At 50.1% G+C, this 22,288-nt stretch carries 22 protein-coding genes; 10 read left to right on the forward strand and 12 right to left on the reverse strand.

Going from position 1 to position 22,288, the window contains the following annotated elements:
- Positions 1-15: 15 nt before the first annotated feature.
- Positions 16-768, reverse strand: a complete 753-nt coding sequence (locus tag B9G79_RS17570) for a flagellar motor protein (protein WP_232468885.1) — start codon at positions 766-768, stop codon at positions 16-18.
- Between the two features lie 140 nt (positions 769-908).
- Here B9G79_RS17570 and B9G79_RS17575 point away from each other — a divergent pair, with 140 nt between their 5' ends.
- From B9G79_RS17575 to B9G79_RS17590, 4 genes are read left to right on the forward strand one after another with little or no spacing between them, the layout of a single operon-like run.
- Positions 909-1,448, forward strand: coding sequence for a phosphatase PAP2 family protein (locus tag B9G79_RS17575; RefSeq protein ID WP_232468887.1), 540 nt, complete (start codon positions 909-911; stop codon positions 1,446-1,448).
- Entirely contained in the window at positions 1,445-2,437 is a 993-nt protein-coding gene (locus tag B9G79_RS17580; RefSeq protein WP_088566644.1) for an SDR family oxidoreductase, read from the forward strand. Before B9G79_RS17575 ends, B9G79_RS17580 begins: the two co-directional genes overlap by 4 nt.
- 7 nt (positions 2,438-2,444) lie before the next feature.
- The gene (mtgA, locus tag B9G79_RS17585) at positions 2,445-3,278 is read left to right on the forward strand and encodes a monofunctional biosynthetic peptidoglycan transglycosylase (protein WP_088566645.1); all 834 of its coding nucleotides are present in this window, start codon (positions 2,445-2,447) and stop codon (positions 3,276-3,278) included.
- A complete protein-coding gene (locus tag B9G79_RS17590) occupies positions 3,275-3,682 on the forward strand; it encodes a DUF523 domain-containing protein (RefSeq protein WP_088566646.1) in 408 nt (135 codons plus the stop codon). The genes mtgA and B9G79_RS17590 overlap by 4 nt, the downstream gene beginning before the upstream one ends.
- On the opposite strand, the gene B9G79_RS17595 is transcribed toward B9G79_RS17590, so the two are convergent.
- From B9G79_RS17595 to lysC, 6 genes are all read right to left on the reverse strand, one after another.
- Positions 3,683-4,471: an ABC transporter permease gene (locus B9G79_RS17595; protein WP_011162751.1), complete on the reverse strand. Its 789-nt coding sequence runs from the start codon at positions 4,469-4,471 to the stop codon at positions 3,683-3,685.
- A complete protein-coding gene (locus B9G79_RS17600; protein WP_088566647.1) occupies positions 4,471-5,397 on the reverse strand; it encodes an ABC transporter ATP-binding protein in 927 nt (308 codons plus the stop codon). The genes B9G79_RS17595 and B9G79_RS17600 overlap by 1 nt, the downstream gene beginning before the upstream one ends.
- The gene (gene typA, locus B9G79_RS17605; RefSeq protein WP_088566648.1) at positions 5,397-7,211 is read right to left on the reverse strand and encodes a translational GTPase TypA; all 1,815 of its coding nucleotides are present in this window, start codon (positions 7,209-7,211) and stop codon (positions 5,397-5,399) included. Before typA ends, B9G79_RS17600 begins: the two co-directional genes overlap by 1 nt.
- A 132-nt stretch (positions 7,212-7,343) precedes the next feature.
- Positions 7,344-8,357, reverse strand: coding sequence for a tRNA dihydrouridine synthase DusB (dusB, locus tag B9G79_RS17610; RefSeq protein ID WP_088566649.1), 1,014 nt, complete (start codon positions 8,355-8,357; stop codon positions 7,344-7,346).
- A gap of 232 nt (positions 8,358-8,589) precedes the next feature.
- Positions 8,590-9,189, reverse strand: coding sequence for a nitroreductase family protein (locus B9G79_RS17615; protein ID WP_088566650.1), 600 nt, complete (start codon positions 9,187-9,189; stop codon positions 8,590-8,592).
- 48 nt (positions 9,190-9,237) lie between these two features.
- Complete coding sequence (gene lysC / locus B9G79_RS17620) at positions 9,238-10,620, reverse strand: lysine-sensitive aspartokinase 3 (protein WP_088566651.1); 1,383 nt, start codon at positions 10,618-10,620, stop codon at positions 9,238-9,240.
- Positions 10,621-10,704: 84 nt separating this feature from the next.
- Between lysC and B9G79_RS17625 the strand changes: the two genes are divergently transcribed.
- Positions 10,705-11,199, forward strand: coding sequence for a hypothetical protein (locus B9G79_RS17625; protein ID WP_088566652.1), 495 nt, complete (start codon positions 10,705-10,707; stop codon positions 11,197-11,199).
- On the opposite strand, the gene mltG is transcribed toward B9G79_RS17625, so the two are convergent.
- From mltG to B9G79_RS17650, 5 genes are read right to left on the reverse strand one after another with little or no spacing between them, the layout of a single operon-like run.
- Positions 11,196-12,278 carry an endolytic transglycosylase MltG gene (gene mltG / locus B9G79_RS17630; RefSeq protein WP_088566653.1) on the reverse strand — a complete coding sequence of 361 codons (1,083 nt, stop codon included), beginning with the start codon at positions 12,276-12,278 and terminating at the stop codon, positions 11,196-11,198. The two genes, B9G79_RS17625 and mltG, sit on opposite strands and share 4 nt — an antisense overlap.
- Positions 12,278-13,795, reverse strand: coding sequence for a succinylglutamate-semialdehyde dehydrogenase (locus tag B9G79_RS17635; protein ID WP_088566654.1), 1,518 nt, complete (start codon positions 13,793-13,795; stop codon positions 12,278-12,280). The genes mltG and B9G79_RS17635 overlap by 1 nt, the downstream gene beginning before the upstream one ends.
- A 3-nt stretch (positions 13,796-13,798) precedes the next feature.
- Complete coding sequence (locus tag B9G79_RS17640; protein WP_088566655.1) at positions 13,799-14,827, reverse strand: arginine N-succinyltransferase; 1,029 nt, start codon at positions 14,825-14,827, stop codon at positions 13,799-13,801.
- Complete coding sequence (locus tag B9G79_RS17645) at positions 14,824-16,170, reverse strand: M20/M25/M40 family metallo-hydrolase (protein ID WP_088566656.1); 1,347 nt, start codon at positions 16,168-16,170, stop codon at positions 14,824-14,826. Before B9G79_RS17645 ends, B9G79_RS17640 begins: the two co-directional genes overlap by 4 nt.
- Positions 16,171-17,547 (reverse strand): aminotransferase class III-fold pyridoxal phosphate-dependent enzyme, encoded by a 1,377-nt coding sequence (locus tag B9G79_RS17650; protein ID WP_088566657.1) that lies wholly within the window; start codon positions 17,545-17,547, stop codon positions 16,171-16,173.
- Positions 17,548-17,682: 135 nt separating this feature from the next.
- Here B9G79_RS17650 and B9G79_RS17655 point away from each other — a divergent pair, with 135 nt between their 5' ends.
- The 5 genes from B9G79_RS17655 (at position 17,683) to B9G79_RS17675 (ending at position 22,278) form a co-directional block, all read left to right on the forward strand.
- On the forward strand, positions 17,683-18,468 hold the full coding sequence (locus B9G79_RS17655) for an SH3-like domain-containing protein (RefSeq protein WP_232468889.1): 786 nt from the start codon (positions 17,683-17,685) through the stop codon (positions 18,466-18,468).
- A gap of 34 nt (positions 18,469-18,502) precedes the next feature.
- Positions 18,503-19,240, forward strand: a complete 738-nt coding sequence (locus B9G79_RS17660; protein WP_088566659.1) for an outer membrane protein assembly factor BamD — start codon at positions 18,503-18,505, stop codon at positions 19,238-19,240.
- Positions 19,240-19,962, forward strand: coding sequence for a tetratricopeptide repeat protein (locus B9G79_RS17665; protein ID WP_088566660.1), 723 nt, complete (start codon positions 19,240-19,242; stop codon positions 19,960-19,962). Before B9G79_RS17660 ends, B9G79_RS17665 begins: the two co-directional genes overlap by 1 nt.
- A 12-nt stretch (positions 19,963-19,974) precedes the next feature.
- Positions 19,975-20,493, forward strand: a complete 519-nt coding sequence (gene hpt, locus B9G79_RS17670; protein ID WP_088566661.1) for a hypoxanthine phosphoribosyltransferase — start codon at positions 19,975-19,977, stop codon at positions 20,491-20,493.
- Positions 20,494-20,790: 297 nt separating this feature from the next.
- A complete protein-coding gene (locus B9G79_RS17675) occupies positions 20,791-22,278 on the forward strand; it encodes a HAMP domain-containing methyl-accepting chemotaxis protein (protein ID WP_088566662.1) in 1,488 nt (495 codons plus the stop codon).
- The last annotated feature ends 10 nt before the right edge of the window (positions 22,279-22,288 follow it).

Genomic DNA, 22,288 nt, shown 5'->3' on the forward strand with positions numbered 1-22,288 from the left:
GAATTATTTCCGGATCTATTTCTGATCGCTATCAAGATAGGCGTAAAGCTTCTGTTCAAGCACGACAGGGTTCATCCCGCTGGCAATCAGCAGACCCCCCTCAAGGACCATCATCTTTTCACGGGTCATTGCCTGAACACGGCGTTTAAGTTTGTTTCCAAGAGGCAGGAACAACAAGTTGGCAGAGCTGACTCCATACACCGTCGCCACAAAAGCCACCGCAATACCCGCCCCGAGTTTGCTTGTGTCCGTCAGGTTTCCCATGACGTGAATCAGACCTAAAACCGCACCGATGATACCGATGGTTGGAGCAAAGCCTCCAGCGTCTGTCCAGATCTTGGCTCCGCCCAGAAGCTCTTCTTCCTCAGTGTGGATTTGGGTTTCAAAAATATCCCGGATCGTGGACACATCCACCCCGTCCACCACGTTTCTAAGAACCCCTTTTAACAGGGGATCTTCAATGCGGTTCAAACGTGGCTCCAAAGCCAGGATGTTTTCTTTTTTGGCCAGACGAGCACAGTCGACGATTTCGTTTAGGCGCACTTTGCTGCGGCTTTCTTCATGACGAAAGGCCTTTTTTGCCAACTGCAAACCGGTCTTTAAGTCTTTCTCAGAACTGGAAACCATGACGGCTCCGATGGTTCCGGTTAAAACGATAATAAAGGCCGTCAATTGCATCAGCGAACTTGTGTGTCCACCTTCCAGCAGGTTGCCAAGCAGAATCCCACCGACCCCTACCAGAATCCCTATCCATGTTGCTTTGTCCATAAACAGAATGATGCCATAGGCCCCTTCCGGTGACACTTGGACCAGTGCAGAACCTAGACTTTCTGCGAGCGAAAAATTAGGGTAAAGTCACCGTGATGCTCGATTTTATTTTGTCTCTCGATAAGAGTCTTTTTGTATTGGTGAATTCACATTGGACCGCGGCTTGGGCCGATCAATTCTTTCCGTTTATCACCGATCTGCACAAAACACCGTTTTTCAAGTATGTTCTGGTGCCGGTGATTCTGGCGCTTTTCATCTGGCGTCGGGGTCTTAAAAAAGGTCTGATCATCTTTGTTTTTGCTCTTCTGTCCGTATCGATCTCTGACGGCGTGGGGAACTGGGCCTTGAAAAAAACTGTTCAGCGCCCGAGGCCGGCCAACACTCAAGGGTTGGATGTTCAGGTGCGCGCTCCCTTTGGCGGCTATAGCTTTGTTTCCAATCACTCTACCAACATGTTCAGTTTCGCCAGCTTTACCTCTGCCATTTTTCCGCCGGCGACTGTGCCACTGTATACTTTGGCGACCGTGGTGGCCTATAGCCGTGTCTATAACGGCGTGCACTTTCCTACAGACGTGATCTGCGGGGCCCTGCTGGGAATGATTTTTGGCATTTTGTTCGCACGCCTGTGCAAGTTGATTCTTGATCGCATCAAAGAAGAAGAAGGGACCGTCACAACATGAAGAAGGTTTTAGTCACCGGAGCAAACGGTTTTTTGGGTAGCTGGCTGACCAAAGCCCTTCTGGAAGATGGCCACGATGTTTATGCTCTGGTCCGCCCGAAAAGTGATCTTTCCGAGCTTGAAGGGGTGAAATGCAAATACGTTCACGGTGATGTCACCGACGTGCATTCACTTTTGGAAGCCACCAAAGGTATGGACACCGTCTTTCATCTGGCTGGCGTCATCGCCTATAAAAAATCCCAGCGCGCCCAGATGGACAAGGTCAATGTACAGGGAACCGCCAATGTGATCGCGGTTTGCCGTGAGCACAAAGTGCGACGCTTGGTTTATTTGTCTTCCGTGGTGGCCATCGGTGCCGGCTACACACCCGATCAGATTCTGAATGAAGAATCCCCTTACAACATCGCGGACCTGAATCTAGGATACTTTGAAACCAAACACCAGGCCGAGATCCTGGTGAAGAATGCCTGCGAAAAAAATGAAATCGATGCGGTGATGCTAAACCCCTCCACGATCTATGGTCGCGGTGATGCCAAAAAAGGCAGTCGCAAAATGCAGGTCAAAGTTGCTCAAGGAAAATTGAACTTCTACACCTCTGGTGGTGTGAACGTGGTGGCGGCAGAAGACGTTGTGGCTGGCATCCTGAGCGCCTGGAAGATCGGCCGCAAAGGTGAGCGTTATATTCTTTGTGGGGAAAACATTCTGATCAAAGACCTCTTTGCCATGATTGCGGCTGAAGCCGGCGTCAAACCACCAAAATATCAGCTTCCTGACGGTCTTTTGCATGCCGTGGGCGCAGTTGGTGACTTCATGGAAAAGATGGGCATGAAGGGGCCTTTAAGCCGGGAAAATGCCTACACGGCCACGATGTATCACTGGTTTGATTCATCCAAGGCACAGAAAGAGCTGGGCTTTAAACCAAGACCGGCCCGCGAAGCCATTCACAATTCCGTGCAGTGGATGAAAGATCACGGACTGGTAGCGAAGTAATCCCCGCATGATCAAAAAGCTTATCTTTTTCTTACTGGGTGTTGTGACTTTGATGGGTGTTGCTGTGGCGTCGCTCTGGGCCTGGCTTCCTTCGGATAAGGACATTCGCGGCTGCATGGTCACAAAAATGTACCAAGTGGAACTGTGCCCCGGTTCCAAAAACTATGTCCCGTTAAAGCAGATTGCCCCCATCCTGCAAAAGACCATCATCCTGACCGAAGATTCAAATTTCTATAATCATAAGGGCTTTGACTGGGATGCGATTGAAAAGAACGCCAAAGAAGGCTGGGAAACCGGCGTCTTTAAGCGCGGCGGTTCCACCATCACGCAGCAGCTCGCCAAAAACATGTTCCTGAACAAGGACCGCACCTTCATCCGCAAGGGTCTTGAAGCCATCATCACCGACCGGATCGAGCACACCCTGACCAAAAAAGAGATCCTGGAAAGATATCTGAACGTCGTGGAGTTCGGTAAAGACATCTATGGCGTCAAAGCAGCCGCGAAGTACTATTTCAAAAAATCACCAGCAGAACTGACAGTGGTTGAATCGGCATTCCTGGCGATGGTCCTTCCAAACCCCGTGAAATATTCCCAGTCCTATTACCGAAAAGAACTGACACCCTTTGCGCGCAAGCGCCTGGGAAGAATTGTTGATGACCTTTTCCAGTACCATAGAATCTCTCAGGAAGAATACGACATTGCCAGTGCCCAGGTGGCCTATTTCTTCCAGCCTGAACCACCACCGGAAGAGCTGACTTCAGGTGAAGAGGTGCCGACTTTGGAAGAACTTGAAAATCTGGAATCCCAAGAGCAGCTTGAAAACAGCGAGGAGACCGAATGAAAATTGTATCCGCCTGTCTTTCCGGTGTTCACTGCCGCTATGATTGCAAAGCCCAGACAAGATCCCCGATCGAAGAGATGGTGCAAAATGGTGAAGCCATTCCCGTCTGCCCCGAACAATTGGGCGGCCTTTCGACTCCCCGTCCGCCCGCAGAGCGTATTGGCGACAAAGTTCTAACCAATCAGGGTGTGGATGTGACCGAGCAATACACCCGTGGAGCGGAAGAGGCACTAAGAATTGCCAAGCTTGTCGGCGCCACCGAGGCGCTGTTGAAATCCAAGTCCCCGATGTGCGGATGTGGAAAAATCTATGACGGCACCTTCACCGGCGCCCAAAAAGACGGTGACGGGGTTTTTGCCGAGCTTTTAAAAAAACACGGCATTAAAGTCACAGCGATCGACTGATTATTTAAGCAGCTTCTTGCGAATGCGGAAAAAGGCGATGTTCATGCAAATCCACGTCGCCACCAGCAGAATCAAAACGTGAATCAAAACCCACAAGGTCGGCCCCTGATGCAGCACTTCGCGCACGGCTGCCACCGCGTGTGTCAGCGGGAACAAGTACGCCACATAACGAAGCGCCGCCGGCAACTGATCCAGCGGGAAGTAAGTTCCACTCAGCAGACTCATAGGCACAATCAAACCTGAAGTGGAATAGATAAAGGAGTCATAGTTGCGCGCATAAGAAGTCAAAATCATTCCGATGCAGGAAAACAGTGCGCTCATCAGGAACAGAATCGGCAACGCCAGCAAAATACGATAAGAGTCAATCAAACCAAAGAACAAAGCCACAATCGTGACCCCGGTCACACCAAAGAAACCCTTGCTGGTCGCCCACAACAGTTCGCCCGCCACAATTTCTTCAGGTCCCACACGCGTCAGCATGATTGTCGCGTAGGTTTTCTGATGAGTCAGCTTCGTGTAGTTCCCGTAAGTGCCTTCAAAGAACGCCACCATCATCGCTGTCGTGGACAACAACGCCGGGAAGAAGAATTCAATATAAGACATGCCACCCATGTTGTTCACAAAGGCGCCAAGACCAAATCCAATGGCTCCCAGATAGATCACTGGCTCCAGCACAATCCAGAACAGGGACACAAGCCAGGTCTTTTTAAAGTACATAAAATTGCGGGACCATACTTTCATGGCGCCGCTGTTCACTGTGGGAATGGTAAAGCAGTCTTTCAGCTTCATTATTCGTCCCTCAGTTGATGACCCGCAAGCTTCAAAAAGACGTCGTTCAACGTGGGCTTGCGGATAAAGATCTTGTCACTGGCAATCAGGTCCACCACGCGGCGGCCCTCCTGATTTTCCTTCACCAGAACAGACACGGTGTCTTTGATCACCTGATACGAGAACCCCTCAGCGCGCAAACGGCCCAGGTAATAATTCAGATCCACCGGATTCGTGTCGAACTCCACCACTTCCTTGCCGATCAGCTCGCGAATCAGATCGCGGGGCTTACCGACGGTCAGAATGCGGCCGCCATCGATGATCGCCACACGATCACACATTTGCTCGGCTTCTTCCATATAGTGGGTGGTCAGCACCAAAGTGCTTTTCTCAGATTTTAGATGCTTGAAGAAGTCCCAGATCCAAACTCGCGCCTGCGGATCAAGACCTGTGGTCGGTTCATCCAGAAAAACCACTTCCGGAGAATTAATCAGGCCACGAGCAATCGCCAGACGGCGCTTCATGCCCCCGCTCAGCGTTTCCACCGAGCGGTCCTGGTATTCTTCCAGCTTCATCAGACGCAGCAAGGCCTGGGCACGAAGATCGGCCTCAGCAACAGGGATATTATGAAAGCTTGCATAGACGAGAAGATTTTCAAGGACTGTGAAGTCAGGATCAAGGCCGTCCTCTTGCGGGACGACCCCTATGCGAGATTTGATCTCGCGGAAATTCTTTTTTACGTTCAGGCCGAGAACATAAAGTTCCCCGCTTGAAACCAGGGCTGAGCAATACATCATTTTCATGGTTGTAGATTTGCCAGCCCCGTTTGGACCAAGAAGCCCGAAACATTCGCCTTTGTAAATTTCAAGATTGATTCCGTCTACGGCGATCTTGTCGTCGTACTTCTTTGTCAGATCTTTTATTTCAATGGCGACGTTCGTACTCATTATTCCTTCGCTGCTTTTGCACGTTTGTGCGGATCAAGTTCACGCAAACGAAGACGGATGTGCTTCGGCGTCACTTCGATCAGCTCAGATTCTTTGATCCATTCCATCGCTCTTTCCAAAGTGAATTTTTTCACCGGAACCAGACGGATAGCTTCATCAGAACCCGAAGCACGTACGTTTGACAATTTCTTTTCACGAGTGATGTTCACTTCTAGATCATTTTCCTTGGCGTGTTCACCAACGATCATGCCTTCGTACACTTCATCACCGTGCTCAACCATCATGACACCACGCTCTTGAAGATTCCAGATCGCGTAGGATGTCGCAGTACCTTTACGGTCAGAAATCATCGCACCATTCAAACGGTGTTCGATTTCACCACGATAGTCATCCCAACCGTCAAATTGGGTGTTCAGCAAACCGGTACCACGAGTGTCCGTCAGGAACTCAGAACGGTAACCGATCAAACCACGGGAAGGAATACGGAACTCCAGACGAGTACGGCCGGAACCCTTTTGAACCATGTTAGTCATCACACCTTTGCGTTTACCCAACTTTTCAGTCACGGCACCAACGTAAGCATCTTCGATATCGATAACCGCGATCTCCATTGGTTCCATTTTCTTGCCGTTTTCCTCTTTGAAGACAACAGTCGGTTTGGAAACCAGAAGCTCGAAGTTTTCACGGCGCATTTGTTCGATCAAAACGCCCAACTGAAGCTCACCACGACCCACAACTTTGAACGCATCTGTAGAGTCCGTTTTTTCCACGCGGATAGCCACGTTGTACAACAACTCTCTGTCCAGACGGTCGATGATTTTACGGGAAGTCACGTTCTTACCATCAAGGCCGGCGAAAGGACCGTTGTTGACAGAGAAGACCATGCCCACTGTCGGCTCTTCAACGCGGATACGCGGAAGTGGACGAGGATCCAAAACAGAAGTGATGGTGTCACCGATAGTGAAATCTTCCATACCCGCGATAACAACCATGTCACCCGCGCCAACTTCCTGAGCAGGAACCTGGGAGTTCACTTTGTACTGGAACAATGCGGATACTTTAACTTTCTTCTGAGCGTTCGCCTGAACGCAAAGAACTTCGTCACCCACTTTGATGGTACCGGCTCTCATACGACCGATCGCCAGACGACCTACGTAGTCATTGTAAGAGATGTTGGAAACCATAACCTGAAGTGGAGCGTTTTCTTCGATAGTTGGAGGCGGAACCAGGTTTACGATTGCATCGTAAAGAACTTCCAGGGAACCAGTGTTAACCGCTGGATCCAAAGTCGCCATACCTTCACGCGCGATAGCGTAAACAGTGTGGAAATCACATTGTTCTTCAGTTGCATCAAGGTCGATGAACAAGTCGAACAATTCGTTATGAACTTCCTGAATACGAGCATCAGAACGGTCAATTTTGTTGATACAAACGATAACTTTTTTGCCGCCCTCAAGAGCTTTTTTCAAAACGAAACGAGTCTGTGGCAATGGACCTTCGGAAGCATCGCAAAGAAGGATACAACCATCAACCATGTTCAGGATACGCTCAACCTCGCCGCCGAAGTCACTGTGCCCCGGTGTATCGACGATATTAACTTTGATATCTTTGTACATGAAGGAGGCGTTCTTTGCCGCGATCGTGATCCCACGCTCTCTCTCAAGATCCATGGAGTCCATCAGGCGCTCTTCAACGTGCTCATTGTCACGGAAAGTACCTGCTTGTTTAATCAAGTGGTCAACCAGTGTCGTCTTACCGTGGTCGACGTGCGCGATGATCGCGATATTTCTAATTTTCTTCGGATCTTGAATCATATTTACCCTTCGTTATGAAACTCTCTAAAAACAAAACACTTAAAACCACTTAAAACTTAAACTAAAATCAAAACAAATGCTCGTCAGGCTCTTGTCAAAACGCCATCAGAGGCCCCTGCAGTTCACGGTTTATTAACCGTGACCGCCCATTAAGAAATCTTCCTGACTGGTGTCTTCTTGTTCTACATTTCCAATACTTGCGAAAAACTCATTCGCTAAGGCCATGATCTCGTCATTGCTTTTGGACTGGAATAGATTCTTACGGAATTGAGCCGCTCCAGAATACCCTGTTGAGAACCAAGCTGCAAACTTTCTGAGCTGGATCCCGGTGATGTGCTCATCACAATGCGCCACGATCTCTTTTTGCAGACCCTGGAACAGACTCACATAATCCCTCTTCACGTCCTTAATCGGCTCGCCTCGCCACAAGGACAGGGCATCCATGAAGATAAACGGGTTTTTAAGGCACCCACGGCCGATCATCACCCCGTCACAACCGGACTGCTGCAGTCTTAAATTGGCCTGACGAGGAGTGAGGATGTCTCCGTTTCCAAGAATGGGAATCTTGGTATTGGCTTTAACATCCGCGATGAAGTCCCAGTCCGCAAGTCCGGTATAGGCCTGCGCACGGGTGCGCCCGTGGATCGCAACCCAGGAAACCCCTTCGTTGTAGGCAATATTACAAATTTCAGTGGCGTTGCGGGAATTCGCATCCCAGCCCGTGCGGATCTTGATTGTCAGAGGAATTTTAATCGCCGCTTTGACAGTGGAAACCATCTTTTGCACGGCCGCCGGGTCTTTCAGGATCGCGGAACCCGCCCCCTTTTTCACGACCTTCGGAACAGGACAACCAAAGTTCAGATCGACAAAGTCACAACCATCCGCCTCGGCCACCTGGGCGGCGCGGGCCACGATCTCGGGCTCTTCACCAAAAAGCTGGATGCCGATGGGGCGCTGAGATTCATCAAAGCTCATCAGCTTCAAAGTGCGATCGGACTTGTATTCAATACCACTGGCACTGACAAGTTCGGTGACGACAACACTGGCATCTAATTTTTTGATAAAGGTGCGAAAAGCGTGATCCGTGATCCCGGCCATAGGGGCAAGGACAAAGGGATTTGTCTTTAAGGCTTCAACTGGATTCATAGGGGAAGCGATATATCAAAATCCCCATTCTATGGATAGGGAAAACCACCGAATAAACAAAAGAAATCGAGAGCTTATAGGTTTTTCAGGCCCGATGACCACGGGCTTTACGGGGAAAGCGCCTTCTGAAAGACCGTCTATTCGATTGAGGTGGTTTTAAGCCAAAGAAAAAGGGCCCCAATGGACCCCTTTGTTCATGCAAAACCAAATAATTTTATGCACTTAACTTACTTTATTCAAACCAAGTTACGCGGCCCTCAGTTTGGCGGGGGGCTTTGGGGGGATTGTGATCCGGGTATCCCATCACCATCGCACACAAAAGTTCCAGCTCCCCTCGCTGGTATTCCGGAAGTTTATCCACACCCAGGAACTGATCGACCTCTTCCTTGATCTCTAGTGGAGCGCCCATCGTGCAACTGCCAAGGCCTTCCACCAGACACGCCAGATTCATGTTTTCCACCGCCATGTACACCGAACCAATGCTGGTGTGATAGCGCTCTTCAGAGTCATTATGGGAATACGCAAACACAATCACCGGCGCATCGCCGAGTGTGTAGAAGAATCTTTCTGTGAAATCATAAAGCGACGGCTTCAGTCTTTGCGACAAAATGTCTTTGATGCCCAGCCAGGATTTTTGCGAATACTTCAAATACTCGTCGCGCTTTTTTCCCATCACAACAAAGAAGCGCCAGTTCTGACGATTCTTTCCCGACGGCGCCTGCATTCCCGCCGCCAATACTCGCTCGATCACGTCTTTTGGAACCGGCTCGGCCTTGTACTTGCGAATGGACTTTCTGGATTCCAGCAACTTGTAAAATTCATTCTTTTCCATTCGTAAATCTCCTTACGCGACGCTTCGGAAAAAGTAAGCAGGTACCTTTTAGGCCATTTCTTCGATGCCGGCTTCGATGAAACAAGCATGCAGGCGTTTAATGGCTTCGGGGCCCTGTTCGTCAGCCACCAGGAAGCAGAAGTTGTGTTTGCTGGCGCCCAGACAGATCATGCGCACATTGATGTCCGGAATGGCTTCGAAAATTCTTTTTCCCAAGCCCGGCGTGTGGTTGATGTTGTTTCCGATCAAAGAAATCAGCGCCAGGTTTTCTTCGACCTGAACATCCGCAATCTGGGACAGATCCTTGATCAGATTTTTGTTCAGCAAAGTCGAGTCATCCAAAGTCACGCTGACTGAAATCTCAGAAGTCGTAATTGCATCAATACTGACTTTGTGATCATTGAAGATTTTGAAAATCTGGAACAGGAAGCCATGCGCGTACAGCATTTCCGGAGTGGAAAGGGTTACGAGCACCTGCTTTTTTCGAAGCGCCATCGCACGAATCAGCGGGTGATCTTCCACATCCATGCGCACCCAGGTGCCACGGGCTTCAGCATCAAAGCTCGAGCCCACAAAGACCGGAATATTTTTACGAATTGCCGGCAGCAATGTCGCCGGATGCAAAACTTTCGCGCCAAAAGTGGCAAGTTCGGAAGCTTCTTTGAATGAAATCTCGCTGATAGGCTGCGCCTTCGGACACAGGCGCGGATCGGTCGTTGCAATCCCCGCCACATCTGTCCAGATTTCCAAAACATCAGCAGACACACCTTCCGCCAAAATCGCTGCCGAATAATCACTGCCACCGCGACCCAACGTTGTGGTGATACCCTCTTCGGTCATGCCGATGTAACCTTGCGTGCACACGACTTTCTTTCCATCGCGCAGGAAAGAAAGATTCTTTTGGCAAAGGCTGGCCACCTCGTTTGTAAGTGGCTTGGCTTTACCGAACTGATCATCCGTGCGCAGAACTGTCCGCACATCCAGAAGTTCCGCGGATTTTGTGGAGTTATGTTTTTTTAGAACCTGAGACATCGCTTCGGTGAAAAGCACGGAAGACATTCTTTCACCCAGACTCATCAGGGTGTCCATGGCTTTGACAGAGCAGTCTTTCAAAAGGTGCACACCTTTTGCCAAAGAGCTCATTTCTTCAAACAAAGAATCCAATTTCACTTTGGCATCGGCAGGCAGCTTCAGATCCTGGGCGATCTTGTTGTGTTTATCCTGAATCTTGGAAAGGATTTTTTCTGATTCCGGCCAAGCCTGGGATTCAGCCGTTTTGCCAAGAGCAATCAGATCGTTGGTGGTGCCGGAGGTGGCAGACACTACCACCAGGCCTGAACCCTGACGGAAGCTGACTTCCGCACTGCGAAGCATACAGTCTGCATCTCCCATGGAGGTGCCGCCAAATTTAGAAACTACCAGTTTTGCCACATGCACTCCTTGGCCCTTGGGCCAGGGAATATCCTAATGCGGTTATGCTTTTTCATTCAACGACTTTTATGGCAGACTTTCCCTATGAACGCGACCACCTCTGATACCACATTCAAGAACAAAGAAATCATCCTTATGGGAGCCCTTGCCTTGATTGCCATGGCTTTGACCGTGGTGGCCGTGGTCCCTTCCCTGCGCGGAAAAGTCAAAGATGCTTTTTTAAGTTCAGAGCGCAAGATCGTCGCCAAAGTGGACGGCACCCTGGGCCCGGACGGCCCCAAAGTGGTGGTTCTTAAAATCCAAAGCCGCAACAGCTTAAACTTGGAAGTCTATGATGCCGCCGCCGAAGGATTGACCTTGATGGCAAGACTGCCGCTGTATGAAACCCGTGACGGGTTTGTGCTGGTTCAGGGAAATGCCACGAATCTGGCACTGACAGATGTGGACAAGGACGGGACTTTTGAGATTGTGGCACCAACTTATGATGAGCAAATGGTGCCTAGATTAAATATCTTCCGTTACAACCCGCATACGAAATCTTTCGACCGGGCGACAGCTCCCGAGGGCTTTGAGCCCTAGTTTTTATCCGGAGTGGTCGGGCGTTTTTGCAGGTCTCTCCAGGATTTTCCTTCACGCGCTTTACGATCCAACTGGAATTTTTGAACCGCACGCTGATGACCTTTGTAGTCTTCAGAAAACACATGGGTCCCGTCATTCTGACTGACAAAGAACAAATACTGGCTTTCCTGAGGCTTGACCGCCGCCAAAATCGCTTCACGCCCCGGGTTCGCAATCGGCCCCGGAGGCAATCCATAGATCACATAGGTGTTATAACGAGTGGGCGTTTGCAGATCGGCGCGCGTGATGTTGATCACGATTTTACCCAATGCCTCGGCTTTTCCGTAAATGACTGTCGGGTCTGTTTGCAAGCGCATTTTCTTCGCCAGACGGTTGTGGAAAACAGAAGAAATTAAAGGCCTTTCTTCCGGCGCACCCGTTTCTTTTTCGATGATGCTTGCCAACGTCACTACTTGATTGCGGGTCATGGATTTGATTTCAGCCTGAGCCATCACCTCGTTATAAACGTACAAGAAACGCTTCACCATGTTTGAAATCAGCGTTTTGGTGTCCGTGTATTTGGTCAGCATGTAGGTTTCCGGGAACAGATAACCTTCCAGACTGTCAGCCTTTTCACCCAGCAAACTTTGAATCAAAGCCGGGTCACGCACCAAAGCCATGAAGCTTTCGGCCGTGCCGAAGCCCTGCTTTTCGTAAAGTTCGGCAATCTCGTAAGTGCTCAGGCCCTCACTGACCGTGAAGCTTCGGGCGATGCTTTTCCCGGATGTGATGGCCTCAAGGACTTCAGCCGGAATCATGTTCGTGCGAAGAAGGTATTCACCGACTTTGATTTTGGAACGATCCCCTTTAAAGCGGGCAAAAAGATTAAAGAACGTGGCGTTTTTCACCAGGCCCTTTTCTTCAAGCTCTTTGGCAATCGTGGCAAAGCCTTTTCCCGGAGTGACTTCGTAAACCACATCCTGAGCCACATCGCTGGGACGGGAGTTGGTAAACTGATAGGCCAAATAGGCCACGCCGCCACCGACAGAGGCCAAAAGGATCACCACCGCAAGAATCAAAACCAAAATCGTTTTCTTCATTACTTCATGTCCAAGTTCATGCCCGGCAAAATTTTCGTCGGGTCAAAAGGAGTCGTATCTTCAAGGCTCGCCACCGGAACCGTGCAGTACTGAATTGCAAAGTGCGCAGAAGGACGATCATTCCCGGACTTACCCATGCCACCAAATGGCAGACGGGAACTGGATCCGTTGGTCGTGCGATTCCAGTTCAAAAGACCCACACGCGCCTTCAACAAAGCCTGCTCGTAAAGTTCCTTGTTCTTAGAGAACAGCGCCATCACCAGGCCATAACCTGAAGAGTTCACGATATTCATCGCCTCGTCAAAGTTGTCAGATTGATAGATCGCCACATTCGGGCCAAAGATCTCGCTTTTCTGATAAACGCTGTTTGGATCAAACTTGTTCACCAGATGGATCGACGGCGTCACGTAGTAACCTTTGTGTTTCAAATCCAACGCTTTACCGCGCATCAGGCTTTCACAGTTTTCGCGGTTGGCGATTTCCTGGAAGCGGATGTATTTTTCCACCGCCGCTTCATTGATCAACGGACCCATGAAGTTGTTTTCTGTCCAGTGACCGATCGTCAGTTTTTTGGCCGCCTGATAGAATCTTTCTGTGAACTCGTCAGCGATTTTCGGGTGCAGGATAATACGGCTGGTGCAGGAGCAGCGCTGACCTGCGGTCATATACGAACCCACAAGGCTTTCATAGATGGCCTTGTCCATATCCGCATCATCCCAGACAACCGTGGCGTTCTTACCACCCATTTCAAGAGCCAGGATTTTCCAGTAGTGATTCAAAGTCTCTTGCTTGATTTTCAAACCGACTTCGTAAGAACCCGTGAACAAGATCCCGTCGACATGCTCGTTGGCAACCAAACGTCCCCCGGCCGCGCCGGCACCCTGAACCAGATTGAAGACACCTGGAGGGAACTGGGCTTTTTCATAGATTTCCGCCATGAACTGACCCACGGCCGGTGTCTGTTCGGAAGGCTTGAATACCACGGTATTACCCGCGATCAACGCCGGAATGATGTGGCCGTTGGGCAAATGCGCCGGGAAATTGAACGGACCCACTACCGCCATGACCCCGCGAGAGCGATAACGAATTACACCCTCCACTTGCGGAAGAGCGTTGGGAATTCTTTCTTCCGCTACCAGATTCAAAGACTGATTCAATGTGATGTCGATTTTTGCGCCCAAAGCTTTGGCTTCAGTCAACGCTTCCCAGGTCGGCTTCCCCGTATCACGGGAAATCACCTGCGCCATTTGTTCCGCGTGAGAATCAAACAGCTCCTTCAAACGCATCAGATAACCGCGACGCTCGTCCACCGACAGCATCGCCCAGCCCATGTAGGCCTTTTTCGCCGCCACGCAGGCTTCGTCAATGTGGTCATTTTTAAATGGCACCGTCATGACAAGATCAGACAAGTCGGCCGGGCTGATGTCCTTGAACTCGCCGTCCCCTTTGCTGACCGGAACAAAACGTCCGTTGATAAAGTCACCTTTGTATTTGGTTGGGAAGATGGTGGTGCTCATTTCTTATTTTCCTCTATTGTAATTAAATGGAGACATATAAATTTCTTCGCCGACTTCAATGCCCAGAAGCTGACGCACTTTTGGCGCCAGCGCCACATCATTGCCGCGCACATCTGCTGAAGCCAGGGAGGCTTTAAACTCCTCACCCGTTGTCGCAACAAGGCCCTGCTCTTTATAAGCAGCATCCTTGAATTCGGTCACCCGCAGACGACGACCTTGCGTGATGGGCAGAATCTGGGACACGTTTGCGCCATAGTGAGGACCGCCATCGAAAGGATCGACCTCATCCAGATAACTAAAGCCGATGCTTTCCAAAAGATGCTGGGCAGGCTTCGTGGCTTCACCCACACGGCCCAAAACCAGACGTGCTTTGGCGTCCAGCAGGCAAAGATAAATATCATCCTGCGGGAACAGACTTTCGATAAACTCTTTGTGGGATTGAGAAAGAAGATCCGCTTCCTGATAAGGAAGACCGGTGAATCGGCGGCCCAGGGCCTCCCAGAATTCACTGCGGCCTTCATCTGTCAGTGGCGGCGTCAGTTCACACAGCACACGGTCTTCAAAGCGTTCCGGGTAAAGACCCATGTACAGGAAACGGGAAAGACTGATTTGCTTTCCCAGTTTTTCCGGACGACGTCTGTAAGACTTATCAACAAGAAGTCCTCCGATTTCTGTTGGACCGTCAAAATCCAGCTGAAAGCGCAAAACTTGATGAATAAAGCCCACTCCCAAGTCCTGGGAAAAATGGTCGCGTTTGAAAATTTTGAAATAACTGTGGGGAACTTCATCGTTGCCGTGTTTGGCCAGTACCAGGGAACTTCCCACGACGTACTTTTCTTCGACGTCTTCCAGAACGAAAAGATATTCGGACTGGGTTTTGGAAAGCTTGCCTGCAAACGACTGTTCACTGCGATCGATCTTTTCACCGATCACTTTCTTATCACCCGGCAGGTTCAAAAGATTGAACTGCTTGGCGAGGTCCACCAGTTGATTCAAATCATCGTGATGTACCGGACGTATTATGAAACTCATAAACAAAACCTTTCGATGATCCTTTTATAAAACTCAATAGCTTTGTGCAGATCCTCAATAGAGACATGCTCCTGAGGAGTGTGCACATTTCCTTCCCTCTTTCCGGGACCGAAACAAACACATTCAATGCCCACACGGGTGAAGATGCTGGCTTCATTGGTGGAAGCCTGGGTGATCGGCTTGTCATCAAGTCCCATCGCCCGCAATTCATCCAGACACCCCTTTGCCAGAATCGAAGTCACTTCGGTTCGGAAGGGTTTTTTATAATCATTCACACGGAACGTGGCACCATTGGCTTCGCACACCTGGCGCAGACGGTCCATCCAGCCTTCATAGATTTCATGCGTGATCACCGGAGGGATCCGGCATGAACCGGAAATCTGAATGTCGCCTTCATTGGTGCGGATAAGCCCAATATTCAATGTCGGCGTGGTCGGATAAAAATCATCGTCCTTGTGATCCAAAAACTCCAGCTCCAGAGCCTTCACCGCGCGATAGATATTCGCAATCTTGCGCGAAATCGGTTCTGCGATCTGAGTCACCATATCGATTTCCAGAAACGCGTGGCTGGGAACAGTGTTAAAGTTGATCCCGCCGTCCATCTCCATGACGTTCACCGAATCCGGCAGCATCATGAGATATTCAAACATCTTGGCAATCGCACTTTCCCCCAAATGCGGGGTTGAAGAGTGCGCCGCTTTGCCACGGAAAATCTTGGACTGAGTCGACGTACTTTCGCGCAGGTTGTGCTCTTCACGATAGCGCATCTCTTCATCCGAGAACGGCACGTGAATCTCAACACTGGCAAAACCTTTTGCCGCATTAATCACACGCAAATCGCTGGGCTCCCCGATCATCGCCATCTTCGCAGAAATCTTGTTTTTGCGAATCAGCTTCAGCGCCCCTTGCATGCCGGATTCTTCACCGAAAGTTCCAACCAGCACCGGCGGCAAGCGCCACGCACGATGGGTTCCGAAAGACGCCAGCGCCTCCAGCTTGCACAGGAAATCCAGCTTCACATCCGCAGCCCCCAGGCCGTGGATTTTTCCGTCGATGATGTGCGCATCAAACGGATTGCTGCCCGTATCCGTCCAAAGTGAAAACGGTCCCGGATCCACCGTGTCCAGGTGCGTTTGCAGCAGGAACTCGGCTTCCGGGCGCTCTGCCACCGGGCGGGCAATCACATTGGCCTGCTCAAGGTCCCCGACAACCTCCTCTTGCTCTTCAACGTGCAGTCCACGCTGACGGCAGAAGGCCGCCACCCACTTGGACAATTCTTTATTGCCGTGAGTGGGTGAGCTGTCGATAGCAATCAGTTGTCGGCAGGCCTCGATGAAGTCCAACTAGACTCCTTCAAGCAAAGTTTTTTCAATCGCTTTCAAAGCGATGTCGATGTCAGCGTCTTCAATGATCGCCGGCACCAGGAAACGGGCACGAACCGGATCTTTCCCGCAAGGGAAAGCAATCACGCCGTTTTGGAACAGTTTGTTCAGGAAGGCATTCACGCTTTCTTTTTTTCCGTCATGCGGAGTGAACGCAATCATCAGACCCATGCCGCCCGCATCCTGCGCGATACCTTTGCAGGAAGTTTCATTCAAACGGTTGATGCCGTCGATGAAGCGTCTGTGAATTTGATTGATACGACCCTGAGGACCCAGGAAGCCTTCACCCAGCATGTCCAGCATTTCCATGCCCGCAGTCAAAGACGGCGTGGAGCCCGAGAACGTGCCGGCGATCAGACCTGGTTTTGGATTGTATTCTTCCGTGTAAAGAGTCGCACCCACTTGGGCTGTTTTTGCGATCGTGCAGATGTCGATGTACTGACCAATATCCAAAGTTTCATAAGCAAAGTATTCACCCGTGCGTGTGAAGGTCTGAACCTCGTCCGCCCAGATCGCGATGTTCTTGGATTTACAGAAATCCAGAAGTGGGATGAAGAATTCACGCGGAGCCGCCTGGTAACCGCCTTCACCCAGCATCGGTTCAAAACCAAAGACAGAAATGTTGCCTTCATGTTTTGCCACGTGCTCTTTCATCACGTTCAAAGCTTTTTCGCCGGATTTTGGATCGCGCTTGTCAAAGAATGGAACGCGCAGAACTTCGTGATATTCAGGCAAACCCTGTTTGTAAGCCGGATTGTCCGTCACTTCCGCCATCATTGTGGAACGACCTGCAAAGGCATCCTTGAAGCCCATCACAAAACGAGCCGGAGAATTTTTCTGACGGGAAAGTTTCAGCGCATTTTCATTGGCCATGGTACCGCAAGTGGCGATCCATGCATATTTCATGCGGCTTTTTTTACTGGCAAGTTTCACCATTTTTTCAGTGAACAGACGATATTCGTTGTTTGGCTGAAGGTTGCCTTGAGTCAGAATGTCCGCCAAAGAACCACGAACCGCAGCAGCGATCACGCGTGGGTGAGAGTGGCCCATCAGGTGAATACCGATACCGTTGATCAAATCCAATTTCACGCTGCCGTCTTCAAGCTCCACGTAAGGACCGCGACCCGCGCCCGTACCCATGTACGGATAGTGCAAAGGACGACCACGGAACTGACCGGCAAGATCAATCTTTTGTTTTCCAGAATCTTTAAATTCATCCATCGGAGCGCGAATGCCAGTGATCTGTGCGTTTAGTTTTCCAACTTCGCCAACAAGATCCTGAACCATGGATTTGATTTTATCGGATTGCTGTATCTGATGACCTACAAGAGAACTCATAATACCTTTCGCGGGGCCTAATCTAAGCAGGACCCATTGTTTTTTGAAATGCCCGTCTAGTTTACTCCTGGGTCAGGACTAAGACAAGCCACGCCCTAGACATCAAGAGACTTTTATCTGTAAACTTTGAGAGCTATGTCGAACTTGAAATTGCTCTCTGTGTTCTTTCTTTTTCTGATTTTGCCCTCTCTAGGCGCGGCGCAAGCAGAGACCTCTGCAGATCTTTTTAAGCAGGGAACTCAGTTTTATGTCGCCAAAGACTATGCAAAAGCGAAGGAAAGCTTCTCTAAAGCCCTGCAGAACGATCCGCACAACGCGACGGTTCTTACCAATCTTGCGTTGAGTGAGTTTCAGCTTGGAAACAAGCCCCTGGCAGTTGGCCTTCTGCGCAAAGCTTTGGATTCAGAACCGGAACTTTCCACAGCAGTGGCTGGACTAAAGTTTGTGCTGTCACAGATGCAGGTGAAGGAAGTTCCGCACCAGATTGAAACTTACGAAACCCTTCGAAAGAATCTGCTGCAACCCGTTCCCTTGACGGCGTATCTCATTCTTTCCACTCTGCTTTTCTTTGTCGCGGGATGGCTGCTTTTAGGCTATGCGGGCGCTAGACGCCGCGCCCTGACTGAAGAAACCGCGCTGCCAAGATTCCCGACCGTAGCCGTCATTTTGACCCTGGGCTTTGTTATATTTACAGGGCTTCTGGGGTTGAAAATCTATGACCTGTCGGTGACTCGCGGAACCATCATCGAAGAGAAAGTCGCGTTGCAAACCGCCCCAGGTGAAAACCAGGTCTCCATCCTCGATTTATTCGGCGGAATGGAGGTTGTCGCCCACACCACTCAAGGCGATTGGGTGCAGGTGACATACCCAGGCTCTCTTACCGGCTGGATTAAAAAATCCTCACTGCTTTTGACGCGTTGACAGCTGGACCTTGGTCAAAATATGATTTACCTCTATGTTGAAAACGCTCCGAGTCATAGTCATTCTCGCGGCCCTGGGAACTCTGGTTTCCTGTGCCTCCACTGAAAAGAACTCCAATACGCCGGAAGGGGCTTTCGCCATTGCGGAAGAGTACGACAAATCTGAGCGCTATGAAGAAGCCATTCGTCGCTACACCGAAGTAAAAAACAAATTCCCGTACAGCAACTTCGCCACCAAAGCCGAACTTGCAATCGCGGATGTTTACTACAAACAGGAATCCTACGCCGAAGCCCAAGTCTCTTACCAGATGTTCAAAGAGCTTCACCCGACCGTGCCGAACTCGGACTATGTTCAGTTCCGCATCGGCATGAGCTATTACAACCAGCTTCCTTCCACCATTGACCGCGATCTAACTCTGGCCAATGACACGATCTTGAATCTTTCTGATTTGATTAAGAAATATCCGAACTCTGAGTTCGTGACCGAAGCCAAAGAAAAGCGCACCGCTGCGATTCGCATGCTGGCGGAAAAAGAGGAATACATCGCGGATTTCTACTTCAAACGTAAAATCTTCGACAGTGCTCTGGGCCGCTATGAAGGTCTTTACAATAATTATCGCGGCCTTGGCTTTGATGCCAAAGCCCTTTCCCGTGCCACCATCTCGGCACAGAAAATCGGCGACACCGCGAAAGCAAAAAAGTACGAAGCCGTTTTGGCCCGTGACTTCCCTGGCAGCCGCGAACTGAAAGACGCTGAAAAGGAGCTTGAGTAATGAACGCTCTTCATGACGATATGCTCTCTGAAGCCCGTGGATACTTCATCAACGGGAACTACAAGATGGCCGAACCGATTCTGAACCAGATGCTTCTGCAAAACACCCGCAACCCGGAAGTTTATCAGATGCTGGCGACGATCTTTTACGACAAAGGCCAGTTCAGCAAGGCGATCAAAACCTTCCGTCGTGCTCTGGAAATTGATCCGACCTACACCGACGCCAGCGTGGGTTTATCCATCATTTTGAATGATCTGGGTAAATACGATGAAGGCAAACAGGTGTTCCTGGATGCTCAATCCCAGCTAGAGAAAAAATCCGGCAAGCAGGACCCGTTTGTAGACGAAAAAATCGCCTCCAAACACGAGGAACTGGCGGACCTGTATTATCAGTACAAGCGCTACAATGAAGCTTTGGAACAACTGCTGAAGGCACAAAAACTTTCCAGCAGAAAAGCGGAAATCACCATGCGCATTGCCGAAGTTCATGTGCAACTGGGCCAGACTGAGCGTGCGATCAAGGATCTGAAGTCCCTGATTCGCGAATACCCACACCTTATTCCAGCTCGACTGAAGCTTGGGGCGATTTACTACAACTCAAACAATATTGCTGAAGCCACTGAACAATGGGAGAATATCCTTATTCGGGATCCGCAACATCCCGAGGCTTTGCGCTATCTGAAAATGGCGCAGGCTGCTGGCATCACTTCCATCGACTTGTAAGAGGCACACAACATGGCACAACTCAAAGATCAAATGGTTCCCTTCCTGACAAGCGACGAGATCAAAGAACTTGTCGAGACTCTGGCTTCCCAAATTGAAGCTGATTACGAAGGAAAGGAAGTGGTGTTCATCTGTCCTTTGCGCGGCTCCATCCACTTCACTGCGGATTTGATGCGTAAAGTGGACCTGCCTCAGCAGGTGGATTTCGTTCACGTGCAGGCGGTTGAGCGCGGTGGCGCAATCAAGATTGTAAAAGACATCTCCGTGAACATCGCAGGCAAACACGTGATCGTGGTTGAAGAAATCATCGACACCGGCAGAACTTTGAGCTTCCTAAGAAGCCGTCTGTTTGCGTCTGCTCCGGCATCTTTGAAAATCGTGACCCTGCTGGATAAACCGGCACGCCGTGAACTGCCAATCAAAGCTGATTACATCGGAAAGACTATTGAAGACCGTTATGTTGTTGGATACGGAATGGATTCCGAAGAGCTCGGAAGAAATTATCCGGATATTTACGCGCTGAAAAACTAATCACGCGGACGTCGTTAGGAAACGACGACGTTCACGACGAATAGAATGACCACACAAAAAGCATAGAGAAAAACAAGGTGCTTAGGCATGCTGAGAAGTCTCCTAAGCCCCAATCTAGAGAGTCTTAGGACCTTCGTCAACACAGGACCCCAACCTAGGTCCAATTTTCTAAACAAAACTCACTTATATCAGAATTAATACCACCTCGTATTCAGGTTGTAGATCGCCCAAAAAGGTCCAGCCAGACTCGGATTGGCATTTAAGGACTCCGAAGAATCTGGCCGGAGGATTCCTTTTATGAACCAACTTTCACTCAAAGGCCGCTTTCTGATGGTGACCGGACTGTTGATGGCGATCGCCCTGATCACCAATCTGCTTTCCTTGGACCGCCTTCGCTTTCAGAACAAGGTCACCGGGGAAATCGGCGAAGTCTGGCTTCCGGCGGTCAGTAAAGCCGCGGATCTGAACATCAATCTGGCCAACTATCGCAAGCTGGAATTCAACCTGCTGGCGACCCAGAGCACTGACGAACGCAAACAGATTCTGGATGAAATGGACAGCCTGCTTGGAAATATCACGATTTACTCGAAGGTTCTGGATCCTTTGCTGACCACCGATGATCTTCGCAAAACCTATGAAGAGTTCCTGGCGGGCTGGGAGGCCTATCAGGAAGAAAGCGAAAAGTTCAAAGGCGCCGTTGATCAGGAAAACGAAAAACTCGCTGAAGAGATCCTGCAAGGGACTTCCAACACCCAGTACACCAAAGCCTATGATTCCCTGAAGAAACTTACCGATGACAGCTACATGGCCGGCGTAAGCAATGCTGAAAACGTCGCCAAGAACTTCAAACTGACCATCTACGTTCTTTCCTCCGTTGTGGGTGTCAGCCTTTTACTGGGGCTTTTTGTCAGCTTCTGGAACATCCGCAAAGTTCAAAGGTCCTTAAACATGGTTGCTGGCGGCCTGGATGAAAGCTCCTCCACCATCCGCAACCGGGCGACGGAACTGGTGTCTTCCAGCGATCAGATCTCTTCAAGCTCCACGTCCACGGCAGCCTCATTGGAGGAAATCGTTGCATCCATGGAAGAGCTGACCGCCACAGTTCGCCAGAACTCGCTGAACTCCAATCAGGCGGCGAATATCTCCGTTGAAGGCCAGCGTACAGTGGATGAAGGACAGAAAAAACTGGAACGTCTGGTACAGGTGATCAGCGAGATTTCCAACAATTCGAAAAAGATTGAAGAGATCCTGACGATGATTGACGACATCGCCTTTCAGACGAACCTGCTGGCGCTGAATGCGGCGGTGGAGGCTGCGCGTGCCGGGGAACAAGGAAAAGGGTTTGCCGTTGTGGCCGACGCGGTTCGGGCACTGGCGCAAAAGAGCGCCGGGGCTGCCAAAGAAATCAGTGTTCTGATTCACGAGGCTTCCGAAAAATCCAAGCAGGGCGTCAGCCTGGCTGCAGACAGCGACACGGCTTTAAAAGCCATTGTGCAAAACACCCGCACGGTGTCCGAGCTGATTCAAACAGTGGCCCAAGGGTCCCATGAACAGTCCCAGGGCATTGAGCAGGTGAACAAAGCCCTGACCCAGATCGATCAAAGCCTGCAAGGCGTGGCTTCATCCATGGGTGCCGTCACGGGCTCCACGGAAGACATGCAGACCCAGTCTGAAGAATTACACAAAATGATGTGTGAACTTCACATTCTGGTCGGACATAAAGAAAATAAAAACAAAGAAAATGAAACCAAACACGGGCACGAAGAAATCGAGTCCGCCATTTAAGGAGTTATCC

The sequence above is a fragment of the Bdellovibrio bacteriovorus genome, from assembly GCF_002208115.1.
GTDB classification, from domain to species: domain Bacteria; phylum Bdellovibrionota; class Bdellovibrionia; order Bdellovibrionales; family Bdellovibrionaceae; genus Bdellovibrio; species Bdellovibrio bacteriovorus_C.